Source organism: Sphingobacterium sp. KH_072 (assembly GCF_057837975.1).
This window is the reverse complement of the sequence record NZ_CM174457.1, coordinates 2,493,196-2,516,434: the sequence shown is the minus strand read 5'-3', so window position 1 is coordinate 2,516,434 and position 23,239 is coordinate 2,493,196. Positions and strand designations below refer to the sequence as shown.

Below are 23,239 nucleotides of genomic sequence, written 5' to 3'. Positions count from 1 at the left end.
GAAAGTATGGAAGTAGTAAACGATAATGCAAAAAAGATGTACGGTGATGCGGGGGTGATCCGATTGATTGCTGCGCAAGTACTTGTATTGAGCATCATTGCGTTATGGTCTGGATCGCAGATTGTAGTGGGTTTTCTATTGATTGATTTTGCAATAAGGGCTTTTACGTACAACATTTCACCATTGAAATGGTCTGGGCAAAAGTTGGCTAAGGGCTTACGAAGTACTCCACGCCCCATATTTTTGCCACCCAAAAGATTTGCTGCATTGTTGGGATTCGTCTTTTCTTCCTCGTGGTTACTCTTTCTCTTGCTAAGCTGGCCATTTTCAACTTTGGTAATTGGGATCACCTTAATTGTGGCTGCTTCGCTCGAAGCGCTTTTTGAAGTGTGTTTAGGTTGTTATGTATATAATTGGGTCGTATCTCCGTATCCGCCCTACGAACTACAAGTTAGCTGATTTTTGAAGTTCTGAGGATAAAGAAGCTTTAAGTTTTTATGGTTTATGGACATGATATTTTCCAGCGTATGTTTTAACCACTGAAATGGATTGACCTGATGTTTTTTGCAGATAGCAAAGAACGAGTAGATCATTGCCGCACGCTGTGCTGCTTCATGGCTTCCTGCGAAGAGGTAATTTTTTCGTCCCAGTGCAACCGGGCGAATAGCGTTCTCGACAAGATTATTATCTATATGCAGATTTCCATCATACAAGTATGCTGATAGCGCATCCCATCTGGCGTATGCATAGGCCATTGCTTTACCAATCTGACTTTTAGGAAGTGTATTTTTTATCTCTTCAAAGATCCATTTTCCCAGTTCGTTGATAACAGGCAGTGATTCGGCCAGACGGATTTCTTTGATCTGTTTGGCATCAAGCTCACCTTCTTTGACCCGACTTTCAACAGCGTAAAGTTTTTGGATCATCAATAATGCCTTTTCAGCTCTTTGCTTGTCATTATCCAGTGCTTTCTCAAACTCACGGCGCGCATGTGCCCAGCAAGCAAGGTGTGTCACCTGTTTCTTTTTACCGTATTTTTCATACACTGCATAGCCGTCCGTCTGGAGATAACCTTTGAAGTTTCCAAGCATCGGTACAGCAGCAATACCACCGCGGGTAGGGCTATAATCAAATAATACGGTTCCCTCCAATGGAGCATGGTATGCCCAATAATAACCTTGGTGGGTAGCGCCTTTTTTATCGCTGTCCAGTACTTTTATTGGGGTCTCATCTACCTGCAGATACCCTTGAGCTTTGGTATCGAAGACGAGTTGTTCATACAGTGGTTCCAGTTTTTCTAGCGCTTGTCTGGTCCATCCTTCGATGGTTGAGCAGGCTATCTGTATGTTTTCCCTGGCAAAGATCTGCTTCTGTCGATATAGAGGAAGGTGATCCATATATTTAGCGGTCAGGATCATCGACAGCAGGCCTGGCCCCGGTATTCCTTTATCGATTACCCGTTCAGGAAGTTCGGCGATGGATACAGCAGATCCATCTCTGGCGGCATACTTATAACGGATGTAACGTTTGATGTAGAACTTAGCAGGCTCGCATTCCAATTCTTCAGTAATTTCTTTTCCGATACAGACCATTTGGGACAGATCACCTTCGGGATGGATTTCAATCTCTTCCACAGCAAGGTGTGCAGGCAATTTAGCACGTCCTTTATGGTTAGGACGTTTACGGACATACTCGATTTTTTCTTTGATTTCTTCCTGTTGCTGCTCTACTTCAGCAGGCTCCGCATTGAAAGGGAGCATAGTCTGGTCAGGATTGCCTTCAAAGCGCTCACGCTTCTGTCCGAACTGCATACGCTTTAGCATTTCAACCTGATATTTTAAGTGATCGCGTTCCTGAATGAGGTGCTCTATCTTTACATCACGACTGGAAATGACCTTGAGAAGGTCTTCTTTTGAGAGGTTTTCCAGCGCTGTTTCCATATGGTGAATATACGAAAAAAGCGACTTTTATCCTATATGAAAGCCACTTTTAAGGTAAATAAAAACGTCTTTTTTGAATACTCTTTACGACCTGTATGCCTTCAACCATCAGTACCAGATCACTCAGGACAACTCGTTGTTTTTTGTGGACGGAGCAAGAAAAGTTCCACTTTCCAAACGTTTGTAATACAATACAAAGCCACCCTTTTCCCAATGCAATAACTTCATGTGCGTACGGCTACGGTTTAGGAAGACGAATACTTCACCACTGGTGGCTTGCCGTTGAATCACCGAACTGATCAATCCACAAAGTCCGTCAAAACTCTTGCGCATATCGCAATGGCCATCGTAGAGATAGAACCGATGCGAGGAACCCAATGAAAACATATCAATAAAGGCGGATCAACTGGGAAAGTAAACCAAGATCGGTATCTACCTTGATCCGCACCCCATTGGGATAGACAACCTCAATAGTACTGTTTTTGACGGCCTTATCGATCGATATAAAACGCCCGCTGGACGTATCGTCTTCTTTAATGCGCGAAAACCAGTAATAAAACGTAGCCTCATTGATCCCTTTTTCCTCGCAGTATCGTTTCTTGCTCCTGCCGCTCTGCTGCCAGTCTGCTATCATAGCAAACATCTGAACTCTTTTCTCTTCTTTGCTCATAAACCAAAGGTCTGATTTATCAAGAACTTAGGAAATATGTACTTCGACGGGCGGATACGTATCTCCCTTAATGCAACGATTAAGAAATTAAGATCTTATTTGTTTACCATACATCAATGATAGCGCACTAGCAAAGTTTAATTGTTATTTCTATCCATAATTGCCGCCAATTCGACTGTATATATTTTGTGGTTGCCAGAAAATATCCCTGCCAAAGACCATTCTGATAGCCATCTTATCTTGCATTTCAAATCCAAATTCTTTCAAATACCCCAATCCTGTAATATTGGATTGTGGAATTGCAATTAGGTCTGTGTTATTACATTTCAGTTCCAGCAATGCTAATCCAGCCTTTGGAGTGATTGCGTAGATCGGCCCTTCTTTAAGATGAGGTAAATAATATCCTTCCACTAGCTCATCACGCTCATAAACCACAGCATGGCTTAGATAATTAAGGACAAATTCAGATCTTAATTCACCGGTGCATTGTCTATCCAAAGTGAGGATTTGTTTTTTATGTTGATCCGTTGCCGGTTTTAATAGCGGAGATAAGGATCGGGACGTATAACTGCTGCCTTTCTGCAAAAACTGATATTTGCTCACCGTTCGAAATCCACATTTCTCGTAGAGCGGCTTACGCAATTCTGTAGCAATCAAACTAACAGATTCTAAATTCTTTTCTTGTGCTATTTTTAGTAAATAAGTGACAATTTGAGCGCCGATTCCGCGACCTCGATATGGCTCGTCTACAATGATATGTGCTAGCCATACACTTTTCTGATGTTGAATCAAACTGCCAATCCCCAGAATAGCACCATGTTCTACAAACTTAATCGGAGTACAAAATGATTGTAAGCAATAATCCAACATATTTACCTTGATATCCGACCAATCAGCAGGCTGCAAGTGGTTGATATCTGCTAAGTCTGCTATTTGAAACAACGTTATCTTGCTTTCTGACATGACTTTAGATTTTTAGTTTCTTTTTACGATGTGTAGCAGCGCTTCTGTAAAAGCATCACGCTGATCCATAAATGGATAATGGGAGCAATTATCGATCGTGAAAAAGGCATCTTTACCAACAATAGTTTGCATATCCGCGATCTGCTTTTTGGAGAAAATACCATCTTGAAGACCATAGATTCCCGAAAGACGGACACTGGATTGTTTTATCTTTTGTAGTATTGGCTTGGTGTCGATGTTTACACGTGTTTCATTGTTGTAGAATAAGAGAGGTGCCGCATCATTACGGATATTGCTTTTCCCAAAAACGCTTTCTTCATAAGCTTTTCGGAGTGCTATAGATTCTGCTGTGGGATTTGGCATACTGAAAAAGCCAAAATGCGATGCTACATCATACGTGTCTTTCCGATACTCGGCTGTATTGGTATTCAATCTCCTAATCGCTACAATTTTGTTCAGTGCAGCGATATCATTTGATTTCTCTGCCAATACAGTGCAACTTTCCAATATATGGTCGTAGCTTTCCTGTTGGGCGAACAAAGCACCTACTAAAATGAGATTTTCTACTTTTTCAGTATAAGCTTCTGTGTACAGCGTGGCGACCAATCCGCCAAAACTGTGTCCTATCAAGCTAAATCGCTTCAAATGATATTTCTTGGCAAGTTTGTTTATATCTTGAAATGCTTCCTGAAAAGTTAGCATAGCTTCCGGATCAGCAGAACGACCTTCACCACGTCGATCGTATACAATCACATAAAATCCATGATCGGCCAAATGTTGCGCTGTCGTGCCTTCAAACAAGGTGGCATTGCCACGTGGACCTCCGTGCATATATATTACAGCAGGATCACTTTTACTCCCATAAGCTTTGCTATATAAGGTTTGGGCAGTCGTTTTTGAAGAAATTAAGAATAGGCAAGAGAAAAAAAATAGGTAACGGAATGGCATAATACTCAATGGATGCTTTGGTTTTATATTATAATTATTTAGTGAAATAGGAGTGGACTATGATTGATAATGTTAGTCCTTCAGATACTGCTGCACAAAACTTTGAATCACTTTCTTTTCTTCAACGGTACCTTTATCATCCATGCTACCGTGGTTAATATTAGTAAATTGTACTGTCATAGCAAACTTGGCAGCCTCATCATCTCTAGGTAGAACACCATCATCTGCTGGATAATCGTTCGATCTAATCGTATATATCCTAGGACTCCAAACGCGTGGCAAAGGCATCCGTCGATTGTCAAGCGATATGACTTTATTAATCATTTCCGGATATTGATGCGCAAAGAGTACCGACATATCACCACCATTGGAATGGCCAATCAACGTAACTTGATCGAAATCCAGTTTTTTATCTGTCTTTTTCAATTCTGTTAGCACAAAGTGAATATTTTCCATACCGCGACGCCAATTCGGCATTCGTGTCTCCAGAAGATTTCCTTCCATGGTTAATAGTTCGTCGGTGGGCAATTCGTGCTGTATACTCACTACGTAATAACCGTGTTCTGCCAGAAAGTTGCATAGATAACTATAAGCAAGATTGTCACCCCCACGATTTTGACCATAACCGTGACTCAGGATCACTATTTTTTGGAGATTAACTTGTTGCTTTTCATTATTAAGATAGTAGTAAGCAACGGGGATTTGTCTATGACGACTGGCGTCGAATAGTTCTTCTGCCAGTACAGAGACAGAATTGTTATTTATGTCGTTCGTAGAAGTACTTTTCTTTGTCATACAACCGAAAAGCAAGAGGAAGCTGATTACTGCGGATAATAAAGTTCTCATTTTTTCAATTTAACCGTGAGTTTGCTATTCAGATTTTCACTTGTCGCTACCAGCTTATTGTCTACCCACACACAAAGCATACTTTGATCGCCTTTTTTGGCTTCGTCCCAATCTTTTTTCCAGACAATATCGACATCGTGATCGTGGTAACGGAGCTTTCCGAGATAGAAGTGATCCCATTCTTCGGCAGGTACCAAAGGCTCAATCACAAACTGATCTTCGTGCATGGCCTTGAAACCGATCAGATCCTCAATCACGATATCAGGGTAGGTGGAGTGAAAATAATCCTGCTCGCCGCCAATTCGCTCTCCATCACTCGGTATATACCATTCGCCAATATTGGGTTTGGCCGGATCGTGCAACGTTGTGAGTTGGCTGATGTGGTGATACAATAGTTGACGATCCGCTTCGGTAATCTCTTCTTTGTAATTACGCAAGTAGTTGGCAAAGGCCTTGTATACGACCGAATTTTGAAATGGCCATCCTCGACCATTCCACGCATAAGCCTGCTCATTATAATATGGATGCTGCTTTTCGGCAGTCGTCATTCCCTTAGCTCCTGCAAAACCTTCGGCCTTGCCGAAAAGCTCCCAAGCTTTAGCGTAACGTGCCTGTTCTTTTTCAGGAATCATATTGAAATACCATGGTGTGTATCCGACGGATTCGCGTACGCGCGCCTCGAAATCACGAATTCCAAAAGCGTTGTCACCGGCACTGTATGTGTTGAAAAACTGATCTTCCTCATTCCACAGTACATGCAATGCCTGTTGCTGCAATGCGGTAGCGCGCTGCTCGTATACATTTGATTTTCGCTGCGCTTCTGATCCGCCGGATTTATCTAGGGCGTGTAAGGTGCTTAATGCCTTCAAATTTCCGTAAGCATAACTATTGACTGATGGTCTGGCCAGATAAAAATCTGGATAGCCCTTTCTGTACGCGGTTGGATAGTGTGCAGCCTGCGGAGAAGCAGCTGCTTTCTCCGTGGTGTTCCAGCCAAGATAATACGTTTTCCAATTGTCGTGTGTATATAGATCGTAAGCTCCTTTACTTTCGATTAATCCCAGGACGGCCGAAAGACTGAACTCCATGCCATCGTATAGATCCAGGATTTTGTACAATCCCTGCGTTTTGGCGTTTTCCGTTTTCACGGTAAAGAGGCTATCCCACACTGACTGATGGTGCTCCAAGTGTGGAAGCATCTCGTGCATCCAATCGGCATTTGGATGGATACGCAAATACGCATCAACACCATCCACCATCCAACTCGAGAAATGATGGCTTTCTGGTCGGCTCATGTACGTTAGAAAATTCCCGTTTTCTCGCTGATTTAAGTGAGATGCTGATCCGCTCATAAAATATTCTGCATACGACTGGAGATATTTAGGGTCTCGCAGCCAGCGTACATCATAAAACTGATGGCCAGCAGGGCAGGTGATCGCGCCGCTTAAAGAAGCCCAAGGTTTATCGCCAAAAAACTCAGTCACCACCCAATAATCTTTGCCATCCAACGGATCCGCGTACGTCCTGAGATGTTTGCTCATCATCCACCAGCGGTAGTTGTACACACGGTTCATTTCATCATTAGAACTGCTAAATAAAGGTATGTTTTCTTGTAGAAAAGCTTCGTTGTTGGATGCGTTAAAAGGCCCATCAGAATCTGGGCGATCGGCATACGAGTTGAATTCCGTAACATTCGCAGTGAGATCTGTAGAGGCCAATTGCTGTAAGCGTTGGCGTTCGTTATCGTATGTGGTGCGCTGTTTTATAGAGCTGCACGACGATAGAATAGCACTAACAATGGTGAAAAGAACGAGAATACGCAGGAGAGGTCTAAAACGAAAAGAAAGTTGCATAATTAGATTTGCTTTGGCGCTGATTACGTTATTCTAAAGATAACATTTAGTCATAGCAATCGCAACAATACTTATCCTGCTTCTTATATGATTAGGGGTGATACTTTTCTGTACTGATTGTATCATTTTATTGGTTGTTTTAAGCGATGTAATCACCCAATAAAATACATAACGTCATTAGTCGGGTTTGTAGGTTTTGATTTTTCTTTTAAAGCTTTTGCGAATGGTGCAAGCTAGATAGTAATCTGTCGGAGATGGAAAACCATTTAATTGTACGATCAGTCCTGGCTCAACGGATAGCGTTGGGCTCACTTTCTTGGCTAATAGTGTAGAAATGCGATAACTATCAAATGGCTGCTCTCGCTCTAAATTCATACGAATTTCATGCCTGAAGATTAAACCCCATACCGAATTTTCTGCGCGATCCAATTTCCAAAAAGAATTAAATAAGTACCGAGCTCTGAAAACAAAAAGATCGTTATCAAATAAAAAACGTTCTTCTAGGCGAAAGCGATGAGCGATGGAATATCGGTGGCTTACCTCATTATGAAAGGTGATTTGTTGGAAAATCCGGTGTTCAAGTCGAGTGAATTTCTCGCCAAGACTATTATAAGGTTCAAGCAGTAGAAACATGTAGCCACCACCTACAAATGTACTTGTGTTGCTAATGCGACGTTCCAATGCACCATTAATTAGGCTCAATCTACTGTTTTGGACAGGAACATCGTAAAAGCGCTGCTGCACGTTGGTAGAGAAACGCCAGTTGTCAGAAATATCTCCTTGTAGATTAAGGTGGTACCAACTATTCCATCCGCCTGGCTGTGCCAATAATGAAGGCAAATTGGCACAACAAAAAATTAGAATAATGACTTTTTTTTGATTAAAGTATACATACTAAAATAATTAGAATTATCAAAAGAAAGATGTGCTTAGACAATGTTGAAGACGTAGAGCATCGCGATCAGCACCAAACTGAATGCCCATGTGTAGAAAAAAGAATATCGGATGTGCTTGCCTAAATCTAGACCAGATAACCCCAAAGCCAACCAAACAGCAGGCGACAACGGACTTACGAAAGTGCCGACAATATTACCAACCATCATGACATGCATGGCAGACAGGGGATCTACGCCATATTGCGTAGTAACTTCTAAAATAACGGGAAATAAAGCAAAGTACGTAGCGTCTGTACTGAGTATTAATTCTAGCGGTAAACCCAAAAATCCGATGATTAGGTGCAAGTATGGAATAGAAGCGTCTGGAAGAATCTTCAGCAAATCGTGCGACATAGCTTCCAACATGCCTGTACCATTTAAGATGCCTAACAGTACGCCAGCAGCTACGATGATGATAGCCATTAATAAGCTACCTGGAGCATGCTTTTGTATCACCTCCAATTGCATTTTCTTTGCTGGATAATTGATAACAAGTGCTATACTCGTACCGATCATAAAAATGAGACTAGATGGAATAGCATCGAAGAAAAGACTAGAAATTACTAAAATGGCTAATAGTAAATTGATCCATAATGGCATTTTAGTATCACCACTATGAGTAGTTGTGTCTTGATGTGCAATGGGCTCTTCCGCACCGTACGCTTCGTGCAATGGCGGATTTTTAGCTGCACGGCGTTGCTCCCGCAGACCGAAAATATAGGCAACCACGATCATGAGGAAAATACCGATTAGTTGTATCGGGATAAGCGGTTTCCAGATATCCGTAGGTTGCATTCCGAGCACAATTGCGGCGCGGCCCGTTGGACCAGCCCATGGTATCAGGTTGACAATGCTTGCGCTGATCCCGATGAGCATCAGCAATAAATACGGATTCATGTTTAACCTTCGGTATAAAGGCAAGAGTGCTGGTATCGTAATGAGGAAAGTAGCAGCGCCTGAACCATCTAGATGCACTACCGCAGCAATAACTACGGTACCGCAGGTGATGGCGATTCTATTTGATTTTGTAAGCTGCAAAATCTTAGATATCATCGGATCGAATAGTCCAACATCATTCAGTATGCCAAAGAAAATGATCGCAAAGATAAACATCACGGCTATTTCAAAGACTTTCGCAACACCTGCTTTATAGTATTCGGTGATCTGAGAAAGATCAAAACCAGCCAATAATGCCGCTATGATCGGAATGGTGCATAGCACGACAAATGGGGAAAAATATCTGCTCATCATCAGTGCGACAATGGAAACGAGCATAACAATACCAATAATACTTAGCATAGAGACACGTGATTAAAGTTTATAAAATGGTTTTTATACTCTTGGAGAATACGCCGTAAAACTACATCTCCCAATGGTAAATTTGCAAGGGAACGATATTTAGTAAATTAATTTTTTTAACTAATATTTTTCCGAAAAAGTTTATTTTTTCGGAAATTGACAAAAAAAGCGATTTTGCAACCATTATGGACTTGTTAGCTGGTAAAGAGGAAATATTTTATCTTATACGAAGTGTGATTGAGCAATTCGAGCACGCCCACAACAAAAAGATAATTTGTAATACCAATCGTGAAAATTATACTGCTATTGCACAAGAATTAAGTGCTATAAGTGTCAATCTGCCGTATTCAGCTCAAGAAAAAAAACATCAAGAATATCCAGAACCATCCACTCAAGAGCAATCTGTACATTATCCTCACCGGAAGTATGACATTACAGGTGGACAAATAAAGGACGTATACTTTGGCCAAGTCAAAAAACCACGAGCGCACTTAGTGGATGCCTGCTATATTTATTTATATGGAGTAGGCCGCTTAGGTTTTGAAAGAGAACCATCCGATCCAAACTTGCTCCGTACATCCGATGAACCAGTACAAACAAGTCAAAAGAGAAGGTTAGTATCAAGAGTAAAATTCCCGGTCTATATGAGTATTATTCTTGCTTTATTGACGGCAGCCAACATTTATGTATGGATTTCGAGAGATGCCTCCAGAAAAGAGACGATGTGGACTACGTACCAACCAACCACTGAGGAAATCGACGCTGTTACCGGCGTTTGGTTATATCAAACTGGCGCACCTCAAACGCGAGCAAATGAAGCCAACAGATTTCGCCGGTACGCGACAAATATAATCAGCATCACGCAAGTAGATGACCGTTTGATGATGTACCGACATGGGGCAACAATAAATCATCAAGGATATGTAGAGTTTACTTCTGCGGGTACACTGTCTATCCATTCATATGTCGAGAAGACAGAAGGTGGTGCCTTAGTAAATCCTAGCCATTCTCTGACAGTCTTAAGACCGAAAGATAGAATTATGTATGCGATATCAACTACTTGGAGTTTTGAGTCGGAGGACAATAATGATATCATCGGCGCTAGAAATATTTATACAAAATTGGGTAGAGGCGGCACACTTAGCCCGATATTCAACACGCCAGAAAATGCCGCCTGTCATTGCAAAATTGTCGAGTGGACGCGCCATGATGGCACTACCGAAAGATTTAATTTGACCTATGAATCCATCCAAACTAATGGTATTACAGAAGATTTGGATGAATCCAGTTTGATACTTCGAAAACCTAAAGCGGGTGTCTTGTTATCTCAACCGTAATTTGGCATGTATTAGTGATATCGAATAACTATTAGCAGTGAAATTTTTAAGTAACTCTAGTGTGAGATAAAATTATTTTTTAAAAACTACTAAAATGATAGATTATATAGGAAAATAATATATATTTGCTGCATGATATACAAAAGGCAGCACATTACACCTTGTGAAGTCTTACAAAATTGATAGCTATGCATACAGAAAGATCACGACAATCGAGCTTAACGCCAATTTATTCAACTAGTACTGCCGCATGCCTCCCATGTATGCGAATGTGTAGCTAGTCCAGCATTCCAGACTATCTGCATTTACTCAATGGGTAGCGTACTATCCATTTCGAATCAATCATCTTTTTTTCATCCAACTGAGTGTCTTTATAGCATCTGGTTATTTGCTCTAAGCAAATAGACCGCGTTATTCTGTGTACTCTTCATTTTTTAATTCAAATTATGAAACATACAATTGTTTTGCGGTATGTCTGTGGCTTATTGATCGCTATCTTGAGCGATATCCCGCAGGTATTATTAGCACAAGATTCGCCACGTGCTATCGTGAATGCAAGCTTTCGCGGTGTCGTGGTAGATGCTCAAAATCTTACACCAATTGAAGGAGCTACCGTTACCTTATACGGTGTAACCCATTCGGTCACGACCAATCGCCAAGGTATATTTACCTTTGTGACTGGACAAAACCTGCCGGCCAGAGTTACCGTTTCTTCTATTGGTTATGATCAGCAGACAGCTGCCATTAATAATCCTGGCGATACGGTTCGTCTAATACAAAGTAATAGTACGCTAGATGAAGTGATTGTCGTCGGTTATGGCACGCAGAAAAAACGTGAATTTACCGGCGCTGCAGCCAATATCTCGGGAGAAAGCTTGAAAGACATTCCGGTGCAAAGTTTTGATCAAGCTCTATTAGGGAAGGCTGCCGGTGTAAGTGTGTCTTTGCCCAATGGATTGCTCAACAATCCTCCCGTCATCCGTGTACGTGGGGTGAATTCCATCTCTTTGAGTTCGTATCCACTCGTGGTGATCGATGGAATTCCAGTAGTCAGTGGTGATATTGGCACGACTAATTTGCCCAACAATCCTTTGGCAGATATTAATCCAGCGGATATTGAATCGATTGATGTACTAAAAGATGCCGCATCGACTTCAATCTACGGATCACGTGCTGCTGGTGGTGTACTATTGGTAACAACCAAAAAAGGAAAAGCAGGACGAACCAAAGTAAATTACGACGCATGGGCATCTTTGGTTACCGCGGCGCGATTACCTAAACTGCTCGATGCTACACAGTACATAGACATTAAAAACGAAGCCGTACGAAATAGTAAATTGTTATCCGGAAATCAGAACAATCCGGCGGTAGCCGATGCACTTTTTTTCCCACAATACGATGAAGCTGGAAACCTAGTGGAGACCAACTGGTATGATCATATTTACAACACGGGATTCAGTCAAAATCATAGTTTGTCCATCAGCGGAGCTACCGATAAGACGCAGTATTACATGTCTGGAAACTTTTCCAGTCAAGAAGGATTCTTTGCACGAAACAAGTTTGATCGCCAAGGTTTACGCTTCAACATAGAGCACAAAGTGAATGATTGGTTTTCGGTAGGTAGTAATCTCAATTACAATAAAACCTTTAATGAAGCGCAGAATTCCGGATCTTTAGCAAACAGTCAATTATTTCTGATTGGTGGTGCGCGATTGGCCTTGGCTTTACCACCAAACGTATCGGCCTACAATCCCGACGGCAGTTACAACTTGAGCAGTACCGGTCTTCTCGGCCCAGGTGCTAACCTTTTTGCAAATACACTTTACAATCCAGAAGCTTTATTTGAGTATAGTAAATATACCACGGGTAGTGATCACATCATCGGAAATTTGCATGCCCAACTACAGCTAGCACCAGGGTTGAAGTTTACGAGTACCTATGCACTAGATCGTAACATCACGACGAATAAAACGTACTTAAGTCCGAATCTCGGCTCTTCAGGATTTTCAAACGGGGGTGCCGCAACCAATTTGAGTGGTGTACGTAATAACTGGAATTTCACTAATACGCTCAATTATGATCGTACTTTCGGTACTAAACATGAGCTCGGATTACTATTAGGCTACGATATCCAAAAGTATGAGAATGACATTTGGAACACCACACTAAACAATGCTGCTGATCCATTTTTCGAAAGTTTCCAAGGAAGTTGGGCAACAATATCAGCAGCTGGTGGATTGCTCACCGAACAATTCTTTAGATCCACCTTCTTTAGAGGTTCATACAATTATGATCGGCGGTATTTCCTGACGGCTAACTTCCGTCGCGATGGCAACTCGGCTTTAGGTATCAATAATAAATATGGTGACTTTGGTGGAATATCAGCCGGCTGGTCTATTTTCGAAGAAAGCTTCTATAGCGAACAGTTGGGAAATGTCTTGGGTGATTTGCGTATCCGCGGAAGCTGGGGTAAAGTGGGTAATGGTAACCTGACGGCTTTTCAAGCTCTAAATTTGTATAGTTCCGCTTTGTACGGCGGCGTTTCTACTTGGAATCTGTTTCAAGCTGGGAATGAAAATCTGGGTTGGGAAACTTCTGAGCAAACCAATGTTGGGTTGAGTGCTGGTTTATTCAAACGAAGACTAAATGTAGAAATCGACTATTTCAGAAATAACGTCAACGGATTGATTTTGAGTGCTCCACAAGCGCCTTCCAAAGGAATTCCAACGAATAGTATTGCGCAAAATGTGGGTAGTATGTATAATAGAGGTCTGGAAGTCGCGCTTCATGGTGATATTATTCGTAACCAAAATTTCTCTTGGAATGCGGCGTTCAACATTACCTTCGTGAAAAACAGAGTCACTTCATTGGCCGAAGGAAATAGTGACATCATCGGCTATACGCATACCACCACCGAAGCCAACAATATCACGCGTGTCGGTTATTCGGTTGGAAGTCTATATGGTGCACAAACTGATGGCGTGAATCCAGAAAATGGGCGAAGAATTTTCATTAACAGAGATGGAGAGCGGGTCCAATATAGTGCTGTCGTGGCGCCAGGACAGAGCAATTGGACCTATTTGGATGGCAGCAGAGCGAACCCAATTACGGTGGCAGATTATCAAGTGCTGGGCAATGCTTTACCTACTTATTATGGCGGTTTCAACAATAGTTTTCGTTACAAAGATTTTGACGCTACAGTACACTTCACTTATGGTGGTGGCAACAAGATTATGAACGGCACACGCGGTACATTATTAGATCAACGATTCTTTAACAACTCGACAGAAGTATTAAACAGATGGACAGAAGTAGGGCAGCAAACCGACATTCCTCGTCTGGTATACAATGATGTGATCTCGAATGGATCGGCAGGGTTCTCGATCTCCGATAACGCGGAAAAAGCCGATTTTCTACGTCTACAACAAGTTGTATTGGGGTATACGCTGCGGCCGGCTTCGTTTGCACGGTTAGGACTGTCAAGTATCCGAATCTATGCTCAAGCATCCAATTTATTCCTGCTCACAAACTATACAGGAGCTGATCCAGAATCTTCTTCGAATGGTAACTCCGTTACGTCGATGGGAGTAGACAAGAATTCGATCGGACAAGGTCGTACTTGGACCGCGGGGCTCAATGTTTCATTTTAATACCTAGAAAATATGCAACTAAAGATAAAAAACAACCTCAAAAAATATATTACAGGAATAGCTGTTGCCACCATTTTATTACAGGCATGCAAGAGCGAGTCTGGACTGTATCCTGTGCCCGAAACAACGATTTCTGATCGCAACGTATTTGATACGCCAGCGCGGATCCAAGGATTAGTAAATGGAATTTATCGCAATCTTAAGGCGGCTAGTCTCTATGGTGGTCGTTATCTTTTGTATCAGGATGTACGCGGAGAAGATTTCATCAATGTGACATTGAATAGTTTTACAGGGTTCGACAGTTGGAACAACTCGTATAGTTCGGGTTCCAACGACATCAATAACCTGTGGTCGGCAGCATATACGACAATCAATAGCGCTAACATTGTTATCCAAGGATTGAGCAATACCACCGTGATATCGGAAGATGCTGCGGCCGCTTATATCGGCGAAGCCAAGTTTTTACGGGCATTATCTTATTTCAGTTTGATCACCGTCTTCGCGCAACCTTACACACTAGATCAAGGCGCGTCGCCCGGCATACCATTGCGTTTGGAAGCGGAAACGAGCACGGCCAACAATGCACTGGCGCGTAGTACAGTAGCCGAAATATACGCCCAGATCTTACAGGATCTAACAGATGCAGAGCAGGCGTTACCCGATAATTATGCTACCGCTTTGTTGAATACTACGCGGGTACATAAAAACACGGCCACAGCACTGAAAACACGGGTGTATCTTACTACCGGAAACTTCCCGCAGGTGATCGCGGAAGCGGTGAAAATAGTACCCCAAACCGTTGCACCATTTTCCGCACAACGAGGCGTATCACACGCGCTTCAAAGCGATATCCAAGTGCTTTTTAGTAGCAATTATACAACGACCGAATCCATTTTTAGCATGCCCATGACGCCGACAGACGCACTTTCTGGTCAGTCTGCCATTGGTTTTGTATATTTGGTAAACAGGGAATATTATTTGAATCCTACCGGTATTTTAGCGAGTGAGCAGTGGAGTGCAACTGATGTACGCCGCAATCTGGTGCAAACTACTGCTGGGCGACAATATTTGCGGAAATATGCTAAGGCTTCGCCATTTGTCGATTATATTCCAGTGATTCGTTATGCAGAAGTGCTGTTGAATTATGCGGAAGCAGCAGCAGAGGGCGGACAGTTGGATTTAGCTAGCACATTGTTGCAAACGGTACATCGCCGTTCTGACGCAAGCTACACGTTAGCAGCAGATGTTGCCAACAATCAAAGCCGTTTACTCACCGCTATTACGCAGGAAAGAAGAATTGAGCTTTTAGGAGAAGGATTCGGTGGGCAAGATCTATTGCGAAAATTACAGGCGCTTCCGGCGAAAGGTGATGCGAATATTCAAACACCACGTGTGGAGCCAAGTGCGCAAAACTATATTTTCCCACCGCCCAATACGGAAATAGCAACAAATCCATTATTTAGATAAACACACTGACAATGAGAAAAAGTATATACACGATTTATATCAGCTGCCTGACCGGCTTGAGTTTGGCGGGCTGGAATTCAGCGCAAGCACAAGATGCCGCTTTGAAATTAAAGGGAACAGTAAAAAATTCAGATAGTGAGTACATCTACCTGCACCGTTTCGAGAACAAAACTTTTACGCTGATTGATTCTGCTAAAGTAAACAAGAAGAAGTTTTCTTTCAGCACCAGTCTGCCATTACCTGATCTATATGGCGTTTCACTAAATAAAGATGACTTGCCGACCTATGTTTTTTTAGACAAAGGTGCCAATGTCATTGCACTGGATGAAGATGTTGCTAATGGCGAAAGCACCAAGGTGAGCGGATCGAATAGTCACGCACTTTTTGAGTCCTATAAGAAAGAAAGGGACATTAATATTAGCAGCTTTATCAAACAGCATCCCGACGAGATTGTGTCCAGTTATGTCTTGTATAGAGATTGGTCATATAAGTTGTCGCCAGAAGAATTAGAACGCAACATAGCTTTGCTGAGTCCGGCGCAACAACAGTCTCGCTATACAAACGATCTACGCAAGATAATCGAAGTCGTGCGTCAGGTGGCAGTCGGCAAAAAAGCGCCAGCTATCGTAGCGGCGGATCAGCAAGGAAAACAAGTGGCGCTGTATGATAATTTAGGGAAATACACACTGATAGATTTTTGGGCTTCCTGGTGTCCGCCATGTCGCCGGGAAAACCCAAATATCGTCGCTAATTATCAAAAATTTAAAGATCAAGGTTTCCAGATTTATGCAGTTTCTTTAGATAAAAAGAAGGATGCCTGGCTGAAAGGAATTGAAGATGATAAACTCACGTGGTTGCATGTATCTGAATTGCGGTATTGGGATAGTGATATTGCGGCAGCTTATGCGGTACGTGCTATTCCAGCCAACTTTCTTATTGATGATAAAGGAATCATCGTCGCCAAGAATGTGAAAGGCGAGCGATTGGGTGTGGTATTAGATAGTTTATTCAATGGTTCGCAGAACCAAGGTGGATCAAAAGTTGGTCTTGGTTGGTCGAACAACACCTTCAAAGGGCAAGATCCCATCGCCTTTGAATCGACCGAAAGTCAACCGATAGATCAGCAGCAAAAGCAGACATACAGCAGCGATAAGCGTGTGTTTTTCAGTAACGAATCTGCCGGATCACGGCTCAACGATGTTGCTAAATCAGAAGATGGTATTTATCAAGTATTGATTTCACCAGAGCGTACACCGATCAATCAGAGTCCTTGGTACGGATTTGAGGTGTGGGCAGCCAAAGATACCACGATCAGCGTACAGATAAACTATGCATCTGGCTTCTACCATCGCTATGATCCAAAGATCAGTCGTACTGCAGATGTGTGGGAGAAAATAAAGGACTTGGAGTTTATAAAGGAAGGTGATAAAACAAAGGCCGTCCGCTTCAAACTGAAAATCAGCCCTAATCGCACTTGGATAGCCGCGCAAGAAAATATTCCTTCGAAGAAAGTATATGCTTGGTTAGAGAACGTAAATCCAACAATAAAACTCGCCAAAACTGAGGTGGGAAAAACGGCGCTGAACGCGCCGCTTTACGTGTATGGTGCCGGAAATGCAGCCAGCAAAAAACGCGTTATTGTGATGGGGAGACAGCATCCGCCCGAAATCACCGGGCATTATGCTTATGCTGGATTTGTAGATTACTTGTTGGGCGATACGCCGGATGCACGCGCGTTTCGCGAAGAATTTTACCTGTACTTTATTCCAGTCGTCAATCCAGATGGAGTAGATGGCGGACATTGGCGTGCGAACGCGAATGGCGTTGATCTAAATCGGGATTGGGATGCCTTTCATCAGCCGGAAACAAAAGCGCTACGTGATTATTTCCAAAAAGAGATCGAAGCACAAGGACGAGAGCTGTACTTTGCGATTGATTTTCACTCGACCGCACGGGATATTTACTATACGGTAGATCCTCAATTGAAAAGTCGTTTTCCGGGTCTGGTATCCGAATGGATTGCCAGTTTGCAGAATGCCGTTCCCGGTTACGAACCACATGTAAAACCATTGTACTACGAAGGGCCAACATTCACCGCTTATAGTTATTTTTATAAAAATTATAACGCAGAAGCCTTGGTTTATGAGATCGGAGACGATACAGAGCCAAAGTTTATTAACCAGAAAGCCAGATTATCTGCGCAAACACTCATTCAGAAATTAAGAGAAGCTGACACCAAACAATCATTATGATCCAAATCAAAACTTATAAGCTATTCTACGTCGTCATTTGTTTTCTCGTCTGCCAGCCATTAGCTGCACAAGATACGCCCATACAGATCAGCGACCTCACCAAAATCAAAAACATTACAAATTTACAGGTTCGCCCAGATGGGAGCGAAGTAGCGTACTCGGTTAAGGAGATTATTGCTGATAGTACAGTGACTGGAGGATACGCTTATAAAACCAAGTGGTTTACGCAAAGCGTACAATCCAATGCCAAAAGCAACATCGAAGAGCACGATAAACAGATCGATCAAATAAGCTATAGTAATGACGGGAAAAGATGGGCAATCGTCAAAAGAAAAGGGAAGGATAAGCAACTATATGCGTATCCAAATGCTACGATAGATACAACAACTTTTCATCATAGCATTCCATACCCGGTAGAGCAGTTGCGCTTTAGTGCCGATGGCAAGCAAGCTTTGCTGGGCGTAAAATTGACCTTGCAAGATTTGGTGACAAGTAAAGATTTCAATCCAAACGACGCGCTTCCTTCCTGGTCGTACGAAAGGCCGGGTGATGCCAACAACCAATCTTTACGAAAATCTTCGGCTTCGCCGGATGCAGATGGCGATGCGCAGCAAGTGGCTGTTTACCTGCTACAGAATGAAGAGAAAAACTTGGCCAAATTGACCAATAAATTACAGTTTCAGACGGAAAGCTCTACCACAGGCACGCTTTACTTTACGCATTGGTATACCGTAGATTTGACTAATGAAAATTCAGCAAAACCACTTACTGCGGGATTCAGGTCTTACCAACGTGCTGCTTTTCTATCATCGGATCAAGTGATTGCCAGTGTGGATCACGATACTTTAGCACATCCCGATCGGATCAACACTTCTGACATCGTGCTGATTAACATTAAAAACGGTACACAACAACGCATAATCGGTGATGGCGTATACCGCTATCAGTTGGAAGCAGTCGCATCGTCCGGCAAAAAAATAGCCATCAGTCGGGTAGAAGCCAACTCACTAACACAAGGTCAGCTGTATGTGTATGACACTAAAGATTGGAAAAGTCAAGCTATTGTACACGATAGAAATCAGGCTCAGGTACAATTTGGAATCAAAGATTCCGAACTATATTTTGTTTCGTTCAGCAATGGCGGCAAAGTCGTGAATCGTGCAGATTTATCTTCTGGAAAAGTTTCGGTACTTACATCGGTAGATGAGGGCGTCAACGAATATTGGGTTGGAAAGAATAAGGCTGTTTTTGCAAAAACTACCTATGCCAATCCTTCCGAATTGTATGTGGCTCAGCACGACTTTACAAAGCCAATAGCGATCACGCAACTCAACTCATCTTGGCTAGCTGGCAAATCCATAGCCAAGCCAGAAAAATTCACGTTTACCAATGAACTTGGACTCGACGTGGAATATTGGTTGCTAAAACCACAGGAAGCTAGCGCTGCGGTAAAAAGTCCGCTTTTAGTGCAAATTCACGGTGGACCAGCTTCCATGTTTGGTCCGGGTGATGGCAGCATGTGGCACGAATACCAGTATTTCGTAGCCAAAGGTTACGGCGTCTTGTATGGCAATCCGCGCGGTTCTAACGGTTATGGCGAAACATTTCTGCAAGCCAATTATCGGGATTGGGGCAAAGGTCCTTCGTTAGATGTGTTCGCGGCAGTCGACAAAGTGGTGTATCAAGGTTGGGTAGACGTTAACAACTTGTACGTTACCGGCGGTTCTTACGGCGCATTCTTGACGGCTTGGATCATCGCACACGATTCGCGCTTTCGTGCGGCATCGAGCCAGCGTGGTGTGTATGATTTATACACGTTCTTTGGCAGTGGCAATGTATGGCCAATGTTGAAACGCTACTTCGGCGGTTTCCCTTGGGAAGCTGGAATTAAGGATGTTTTGGAAGAACAATCGCCGATTACCTATGCCACCCAGATCCATACGCCCTTGTTAATTTTCCATGGAGAAAATGATAATCGTACCGGGCCGACACAGAGTGATTATTTATATAAGCAATTGAAATATTTGGGAAGAGATGTGGAGTACGTGCGCCATCCCGATGCAGATCATGAGATTACCCGTTCGGGCAATGTGGCACAGCGCATCGATCAGATGTTGCGTACGTATGAATTCTTCGAACGCTTTAGAAACGCTGAATAATAGGCGAGAATAATGTGCCTAATCTTGCGTTGATCATCAATGCCTGATAGATCAGGTCTAACAGTGTCGGTGTGGCCTGTACTTCTTCTTTTATTCCGGTCGTTTTGTAAAAAGGCGTTGTCTTGTTGTATGCGATTTTTTCTGTACTAGCTGACTAACCCAATAGCTGGTAACATACGAGTGACGACCTTTGCATACGGTCAAAAATGTGCAATCCTTCCTTCTTTGTGGAAGGCCATTTCTTAGATAAGTGAAGTTCTGAACCGAATAGTATACTCACAACTTGAACAACAGGTATTGCAATAGATTTTCTTATAAAAAGGTGTGTTATACTTTGTGAAATTTTGTAAAGCATTATGTCGATAATGTGTTATGTAAGTTTAATGTAATGTCAAAATCTTGTAATAGGCTTTTAGTAAAATTGCTATAATTTAAAAATTTTTCAAGTGTATGCTGTATGGTAAAAATCGCTATAAATTATATTTTACATGTTTAAAGAAAACTTACACTGTTTTAATATTAATTTAAAATTAAAATAATATTTGAAAAATATTTATAATTAAATTAATTTCATATATTTAACTCATAAATGTTTGTTAATTAAAAATTTAAGTCATGGAAAATTTAAGTTTAAAAGAGAAGCTTGAAAATGGCCTTTCAATCGTTGAATTAGAGGAACGTTTCGAGATGGCTGCAGCAGTTAAGAAAGATAGCGTTTCTTAAAATCATGCGTTGCTAAATCAACTGATTCAATCTATGGCTACCTTGAGGTAGCCATAATTTTACTAATATAGTACTCCCTTTTTGCTGGACAGCAATAGTTCAAACTTAAGTTTATTTACGACACTTTTTTATTATTTTGATAGAATACCTGATTTGGGGTAAAATGGTCCATAGACTGATGTCTTCTTTCCGTATTGTAAAATTCGACATACCGTTTCACACCTTGGAATAACTCCATGCCACCGTTAGGTGGGTTCAAATAAATGTATTCCTGCTTCAATGACCTCCAGAACCTTTCGATAAACACGTTGTCCAGCGCTCTTCCTTTTCCATCCATTGATATACTCACACGATTATCCTTGAGGACTTTGGTAAAGATCGGACTGGTAAATTGTGAACCCTGATCGGTATTGAATACTTCAGGAGTGCCGTGCTCTGCTATTGTTTCCAACAGCACATCCCTGCACCATTCCACCGTCATGGTATTAGAGATACTCCACCCCACAATCTTTCGACTATACACATCTATAATGGCGAACATATACATGAAGCCTCTAAACATAGGAATATAAGTGATGTCGGCCTGCCAAACTTGGCTTGGCCGCTCTATCTTTAAGCCTTTGAGTAAGTACGGGTATTTGTAATGTGTTGCATTTGCTTTACTTAGGTTCTTCTTTGGGTAAATGGTCCGAAGGCTCATTAGCCGATATAAACGCCGTACGCGCTTGGCATTTATACGATACCCTAGATCTTTGTTGAGATACGCAGTCATCCGTTCCACACCGTAAAATGGACAGTCCAGAAACTTGCGGTCAATTAGCTTCATGATGGACTGATTCAACAAGGATTCACCTTTAGGCTTGAAATAATAGAAGCTACGCTGAAGATTCAGCAGCTTACACTGCCCCACAATACTTAGCGGTTTATATCCTGGGGAAACAAGTCCGCGCCTTTCAATCATGCTCATTTCCCCAATACCTTTTTTAAGAAATCAACTTGGATCTGAAGTTCACCAATCTTGGAATAAAGTTCTTTCTCTTTAGACTCTTCTTTCTGTGTAGGTTTCTCTGAACCGAACACCGTGTCAGCTTTCTCCAGAAATTCCCGTTTCCAAGCGGTGATCTGTGTGGGATGAAGGCTGTATTTGGAAGCACGTTCCTGCATGGTACTAACTTCTTTAAGGGCTTCTAAGACTACTTTGGTCTTGAAAACCGGACTGAATTTTCTACGCTCTTTTTTCATTTTCAACTGTTAAATTATCGAATTTAATCAGCTGTCCAATATTTGGGGAGTATTATACCACTAAACGGATTCGAATCTGTTGTTGGAGAAAAGCTAGACAATCCAATTCCTATTCCTAGGAGCGATAAGAGTAGTTGAATAATAATCGCAAGCACGACTCCTGTCACGACTGCACTCCATGAGATACGCTTAATTTTCACGTAAGCACTATCTTTAGTTTTAGTATTAATTTGTTCCATAATATAATTGTAATTACTGTAAGTATGAATGATTTATATGTGTAATGAATAATGTGCTAACATGCGCATATGCCCCCTTATAATTAAGTCATCTTGCGCTGGGTGTATAATAAAATAAGTTTAAAAGGTGTATAATAAAATAAGTTTAAAAGCTATATAGCGTGCATAGTTTTTATCATACCCATTGTATTCTGGGCAGATAGTGGGTATACAGCGTTTACCCTTATGTTCTAAGTTTTTAATTAAAATACTGAACTTATACCCACATGAACAAAAGACTCTCTAAAAACCATATGTAGTTTAAATTTTAAGATAATAATTAACAAACAAGCATCATTATCAAAGTTCAGGCCAAACATGTTTACTGTAAAAATAACATGTTTTTTCTGAAGGAAAATTTAGGGGATAATAAGTTACAAAGAAATGTTAAAACGTCTCTAAGAAAATTTTAAAGGGGTTTCATGGTGACGGAGCGCCATGACATTGGCTATCGGTTCGCAATTGCTTCGGCATATATTAACCTTAGCTTAACTGTAACTGTACTGATACTATACCACATTAATGCTGAGAACGTACGTATAGATGCTGATAAAAAGGGAATGAATCCCTAATCATTATCGGGAAATATGACGCGTAGGGGATGATCGCACAAACCGAGATTATACAACGCAAACGGTACTGGCATGCTCTTTTAGATCCTATTCTGAAGATCGGAT

At 41.8% G+C, this 23,239-nt stretch carries 17 protein-coding genes; 6 read left to right on the top strand and 11 right to left on the bottom strand.

Annotated elements, in window-relative coordinates; genetic code table 11:
- Positions 1-6 precede the first annotated feature (6 nt).
- Complete coding sequence (locus tag AC3IRT_RS11390) at positions 7-459, top strand: DUF4395 domain-containing protein (protein ID WP_489393370.1); 453 nt, start codon at positions 7-9, stop codon at positions 457-459.
- Here the strand turns inward: AC3IRT_RS11390 and tnpC are convergent.
- The 9 genes from tnpC to AC3IRT_RS11345 all read right to left on the bottom strand — a co-directional run bounded on the left by tnpC (position 438) and on the right by AC3IRT_RS11345 (position 9,454).
- Positions 438-1,940 (bottom strand): IS66 family transposase, encoded by a 1,503-nt coding sequence (gene tnpC, locus AC3IRT_RS11385; protein ID WP_489393140.1) that lies wholly within the window; start codon positions 1,938-1,940, stop codon positions 438-440. The two genes, AC3IRT_RS11390 and tnpC, sit on opposite strands and share 22 nt — an antisense overlap.
- A gap of 123 nt (positions 1,941-2,063) precedes the next feature.
- Positions 2,064-2,327, bottom strand: a complete 264-nt coding sequence (gene tnpB, locus AC3IRT_RS11380) for an IS66 family insertion sequence element accessory protein TnpB (RefSeq protein WP_489393141.1) — start codon at positions 2,325-2,327, stop codon at positions 2,064-2,066.
- A 1-nt stretch (position 2,328) separates the two neighbouring features.
- Positions 2,329-2,610, bottom strand: a complete 282-nt coding sequence (gene tnpA, locus AC3IRT_RS11375; RefSeq protein ID WP_489393001.1) for an IS66 family insertion sequence element accessory protein TnpA — start codon at positions 2,608-2,610, stop codon at positions 2,329-2,331.
- Between the two features lie 150 nt (positions 2,611-2,760).
- On the bottom strand, positions 2,761-3,573 hold the full coding sequence (locus AC3IRT_RS11370; protein WP_489393369.1) for a GNAT family N-acetyltransferase: 813 nt from the start codon (positions 3,571-3,573) through the stop codon (positions 2,761-2,763).
- Positions 3,574-3,585: 12 nt separating this feature from the next.
- Positions 3,586-4,521 carry an alpha/beta fold hydrolase gene (locus tag AC3IRT_RS11365; protein ID WP_489393368.1) on the bottom strand — a complete coding sequence of 312 codons (936 nt, stop codon included), beginning with the start codon at positions 4,519-4,521 and terminating at the stop codon, positions 3,586-3,588.
- Positions 4,522-4,593: 72 nt separating this feature from the next.
- Positions 4,594-5,163 carry an alpha/beta fold hydrolase gene (locus tag AC3IRT_RS11360; protein WP_489393367.1) on the bottom strand — a complete coding sequence of 190 codons (570 nt, stop codon included), beginning with the start codon at positions 5,161-5,163 and terminating at the stop codon, positions 4,594-4,596.
- A gap of 200 nt (positions 5,164-5,363) precedes the next feature.
- Positions 5,364-7,220 (bottom strand): MGH1-like glycoside hydrolase domain-containing protein, encoded by a 1,857-nt coding sequence (locus AC3IRT_RS11355; RefSeq protein WP_489393366.1) that lies wholly within the window; start codon positions 7,218-7,220, stop codon positions 5,364-5,366.
- Positions 7,221-7,397: 177 nt separating this feature from the next.
- Positions 7,398-8,060 (bottom strand): DUF2490 domain-containing protein, encoded by a 663-nt coding sequence (locus AC3IRT_RS11350; RefSeq protein ID WP_489393365.1) that lies wholly within the window; start codon positions 8,058-8,060, stop codon positions 7,398-7,400.
- 89 nt (positions 8,061-8,149) lie between these two features.
- Positions 8,150-9,454 (bottom strand): CitMHS family transporter, encoded by a 1,305-nt coding sequence (locus AC3IRT_RS11345; protein WP_489393364.1) that lies wholly within the window; start codon positions 9,452-9,454, stop codon positions 8,150-8,152.
- A 185-nt stretch (positions 9,455-9,639) separates the two neighbouring features.
- Here AC3IRT_RS11345 and AC3IRT_RS11340 point away from each other — a divergent pair, with 185 nt between their 5' ends.
- From AC3IRT_RS11340 to AC3IRT_RS11320, 5 genes are all read left to right on the top strand, one after another.
- Positions 9,640-10,791, top strand: coding sequence for a hypothetical protein (locus AC3IRT_RS11340; RefSeq protein WP_489393363.1), 1,152 nt, complete (start codon positions 9,640-9,642; stop codon positions 10,789-10,791).
- Positions 10,792-11,237: 446 nt separating this feature from the next.
- Entirely contained in the window at positions 11,238-14,441 is a 3,204-nt protein-coding gene (locus AC3IRT_RS11335) for a SusC/RagA family TonB-linked outer membrane protein (protein ID WP_489393362.1), read from the top strand.
- A 12-nt stretch (positions 14,442-14,453) separates the two neighbouring features.
- The gene (locus AC3IRT_RS11330) at positions 14,454-15,908 is read left to right on the top strand and encodes a RagB/SusD family nutrient uptake outer membrane protein (protein ID WP_489393361.1); all 1,455 of its coding nucleotides are present in this window, start codon (positions 14,454-14,456) and stop codon (positions 15,906-15,908) included.
- 11 nt (positions 15,909-15,919) lie between these two features.
- Positions 15,920-18,160 carry a redoxin domain-containing protein gene (locus AC3IRT_RS11325; RefSeq protein WP_489393360.1) on the top strand — a complete coding sequence of 747 codons (2,241 nt, stop codon included), beginning with the start codon at positions 15,920-15,922 and terminating at the stop codon, positions 18,158-18,160.
- The gene (locus AC3IRT_RS11320) at positions 18,157-20,319 is read left to right on the top strand and encodes an alpha/beta hydrolase family protein (RefSeq protein ID WP_489393359.1); all 2,163 of its coding nucleotides are present in this window, start codon (positions 18,157-18,159) and stop codon (positions 20,317-20,319) included. The genes AC3IRT_RS11325 and AC3IRT_RS11320 overlap by 4 nt, the downstream gene beginning before the upstream one ends.
- A gap of 838 nt (positions 20,320-21,157) precedes the next feature.
- Here AC3IRT_RS11320 and AC3IRT_RS11315 read toward each other — a convergent pair.
- Together AC3IRT_RS11315 and AC3IRT_RS11310 are read right to left on the bottom strand one after the other, a co-directional pair.
- Positions 21,158-22,009 (bottom strand): IS3 family transposase, encoded by an 852-nt coding sequence (locus tag AC3IRT_RS11315; RefSeq protein ID WP_489393126.1) that lies wholly within the window; start codon positions 22,007-22,009, stop codon positions 21,158-21,160.
- The gene (locus AC3IRT_RS11310) at positions 22,006-22,284 is read right to left on the bottom strand and encodes a transposase (protein WP_489393125.1); all 279 of its coding nucleotides are present in this window, start codon (positions 22,282-22,284) and stop codon (positions 22,006-22,008) included. Before AC3IRT_RS11310 ends, AC3IRT_RS11315 begins: the two co-directional genes overlap by 4 nt.
- Positions 22,285-23,239: the final 955 nt, after the last annotated feature.

Coding starts and splice junctions, on each gene's coding strand:
- AC3IRT_RS11390 (WP_489393370.1), top strand. CDS start 7: ATGGAAGTAGTAAACGATAATGCAAAAAAGATGTACGGTGATGCGGGG.
- tnpC (WP_489393140.1), bottom strand. CDS start 1,940: ATGGAAACAGCGCTGGAAAACCTCTCAAAAGAAGACCTTCTCAAGGTC.
- tnpB (WP_489393141.1), bottom strand. CDS start 2,327: ATGTTTTCATTGGGTTCCTCGCATCGGTTCTATCTCTACGATGGCCAT.
- tnpA (WP_489393001.1), bottom strand. CDS start 2,610: ATGAGCAAAGAAGAGAAAAGAGTTCAGATGTTTGCTATGATAGCAGAC.
- AC3IRT_RS11370 (WP_489393369.1), bottom strand. CDS start 3,573: ATGTCAGAAAGCAAGATAACGTTGTTTCAAATAGCAGACTTAGCAGAT.
- AC3IRT_RS11365 (WP_489393368.1), bottom strand. CDS start 4,521: ATGCCATTCCGTTACCTATTTTTTTTCTCTTGCCTATTCTTAATTTCT.
- AC3IRT_RS11355 (WP_489393366.1), bottom strand. CDS start 7,220: ATGCAACTTTCTTTTCGTTTTAGACCTCTCCTGCGTATTCTCGTTCTT.
- AC3IRT_RS11345 (WP_489393364.1), bottom strand. CDS start 9,454: ATGCTAAGTATTATTGGTATTGTTATGCTCGTTTCCATTGTCGCACTG.
- AC3IRT_RS11340 (WP_489393363.1), top strand. CDS start 9,640: ATGGACTTGTTAGCTGGTAAAGAGGAAATATTTTATCTTATACGAAGT.
- AC3IRT_RS11335 (WP_489393362.1), top strand. CDS start 11,238: ATGAAACATACAATTGTTTTGCGGTATGTCTGTGGCTTATTGATCGCT.
- AC3IRT_RS11330 (WP_489393361.1), top strand. CDS start 14,454: ATGCAACTAAAGATAAAAAACAACCTCAAAAAATATATTACAGGAATA.
- AC3IRT_RS11325 (WP_489393360.1), top strand. CDS start 15,920: ATGAGAAAAAGTATATACACGATTTATATCAGCTGCCTGACCGGCTTG.
- AC3IRT_RS11320 (WP_489393359.1), top strand. CDS start 18,157: ATGATCCAAATCAAAACTTATAAGCTATTCTACGTCGTCATTTGTTTT.
- AC3IRT_RS11315 (WP_489393126.1), bottom strand. CDS start 22,009: ATGAGCATGATTGAAAGGCGCGGACTTGTTTCCCCAGGATATAAACCG.
- AC3IRT_RS11310 (WP_489393125.1), bottom strand. CDS start 22,284: ATGAAAAAAGAGCGTAGAAAATTCAGTCCGGTTTTCAAGACCAAAGTA.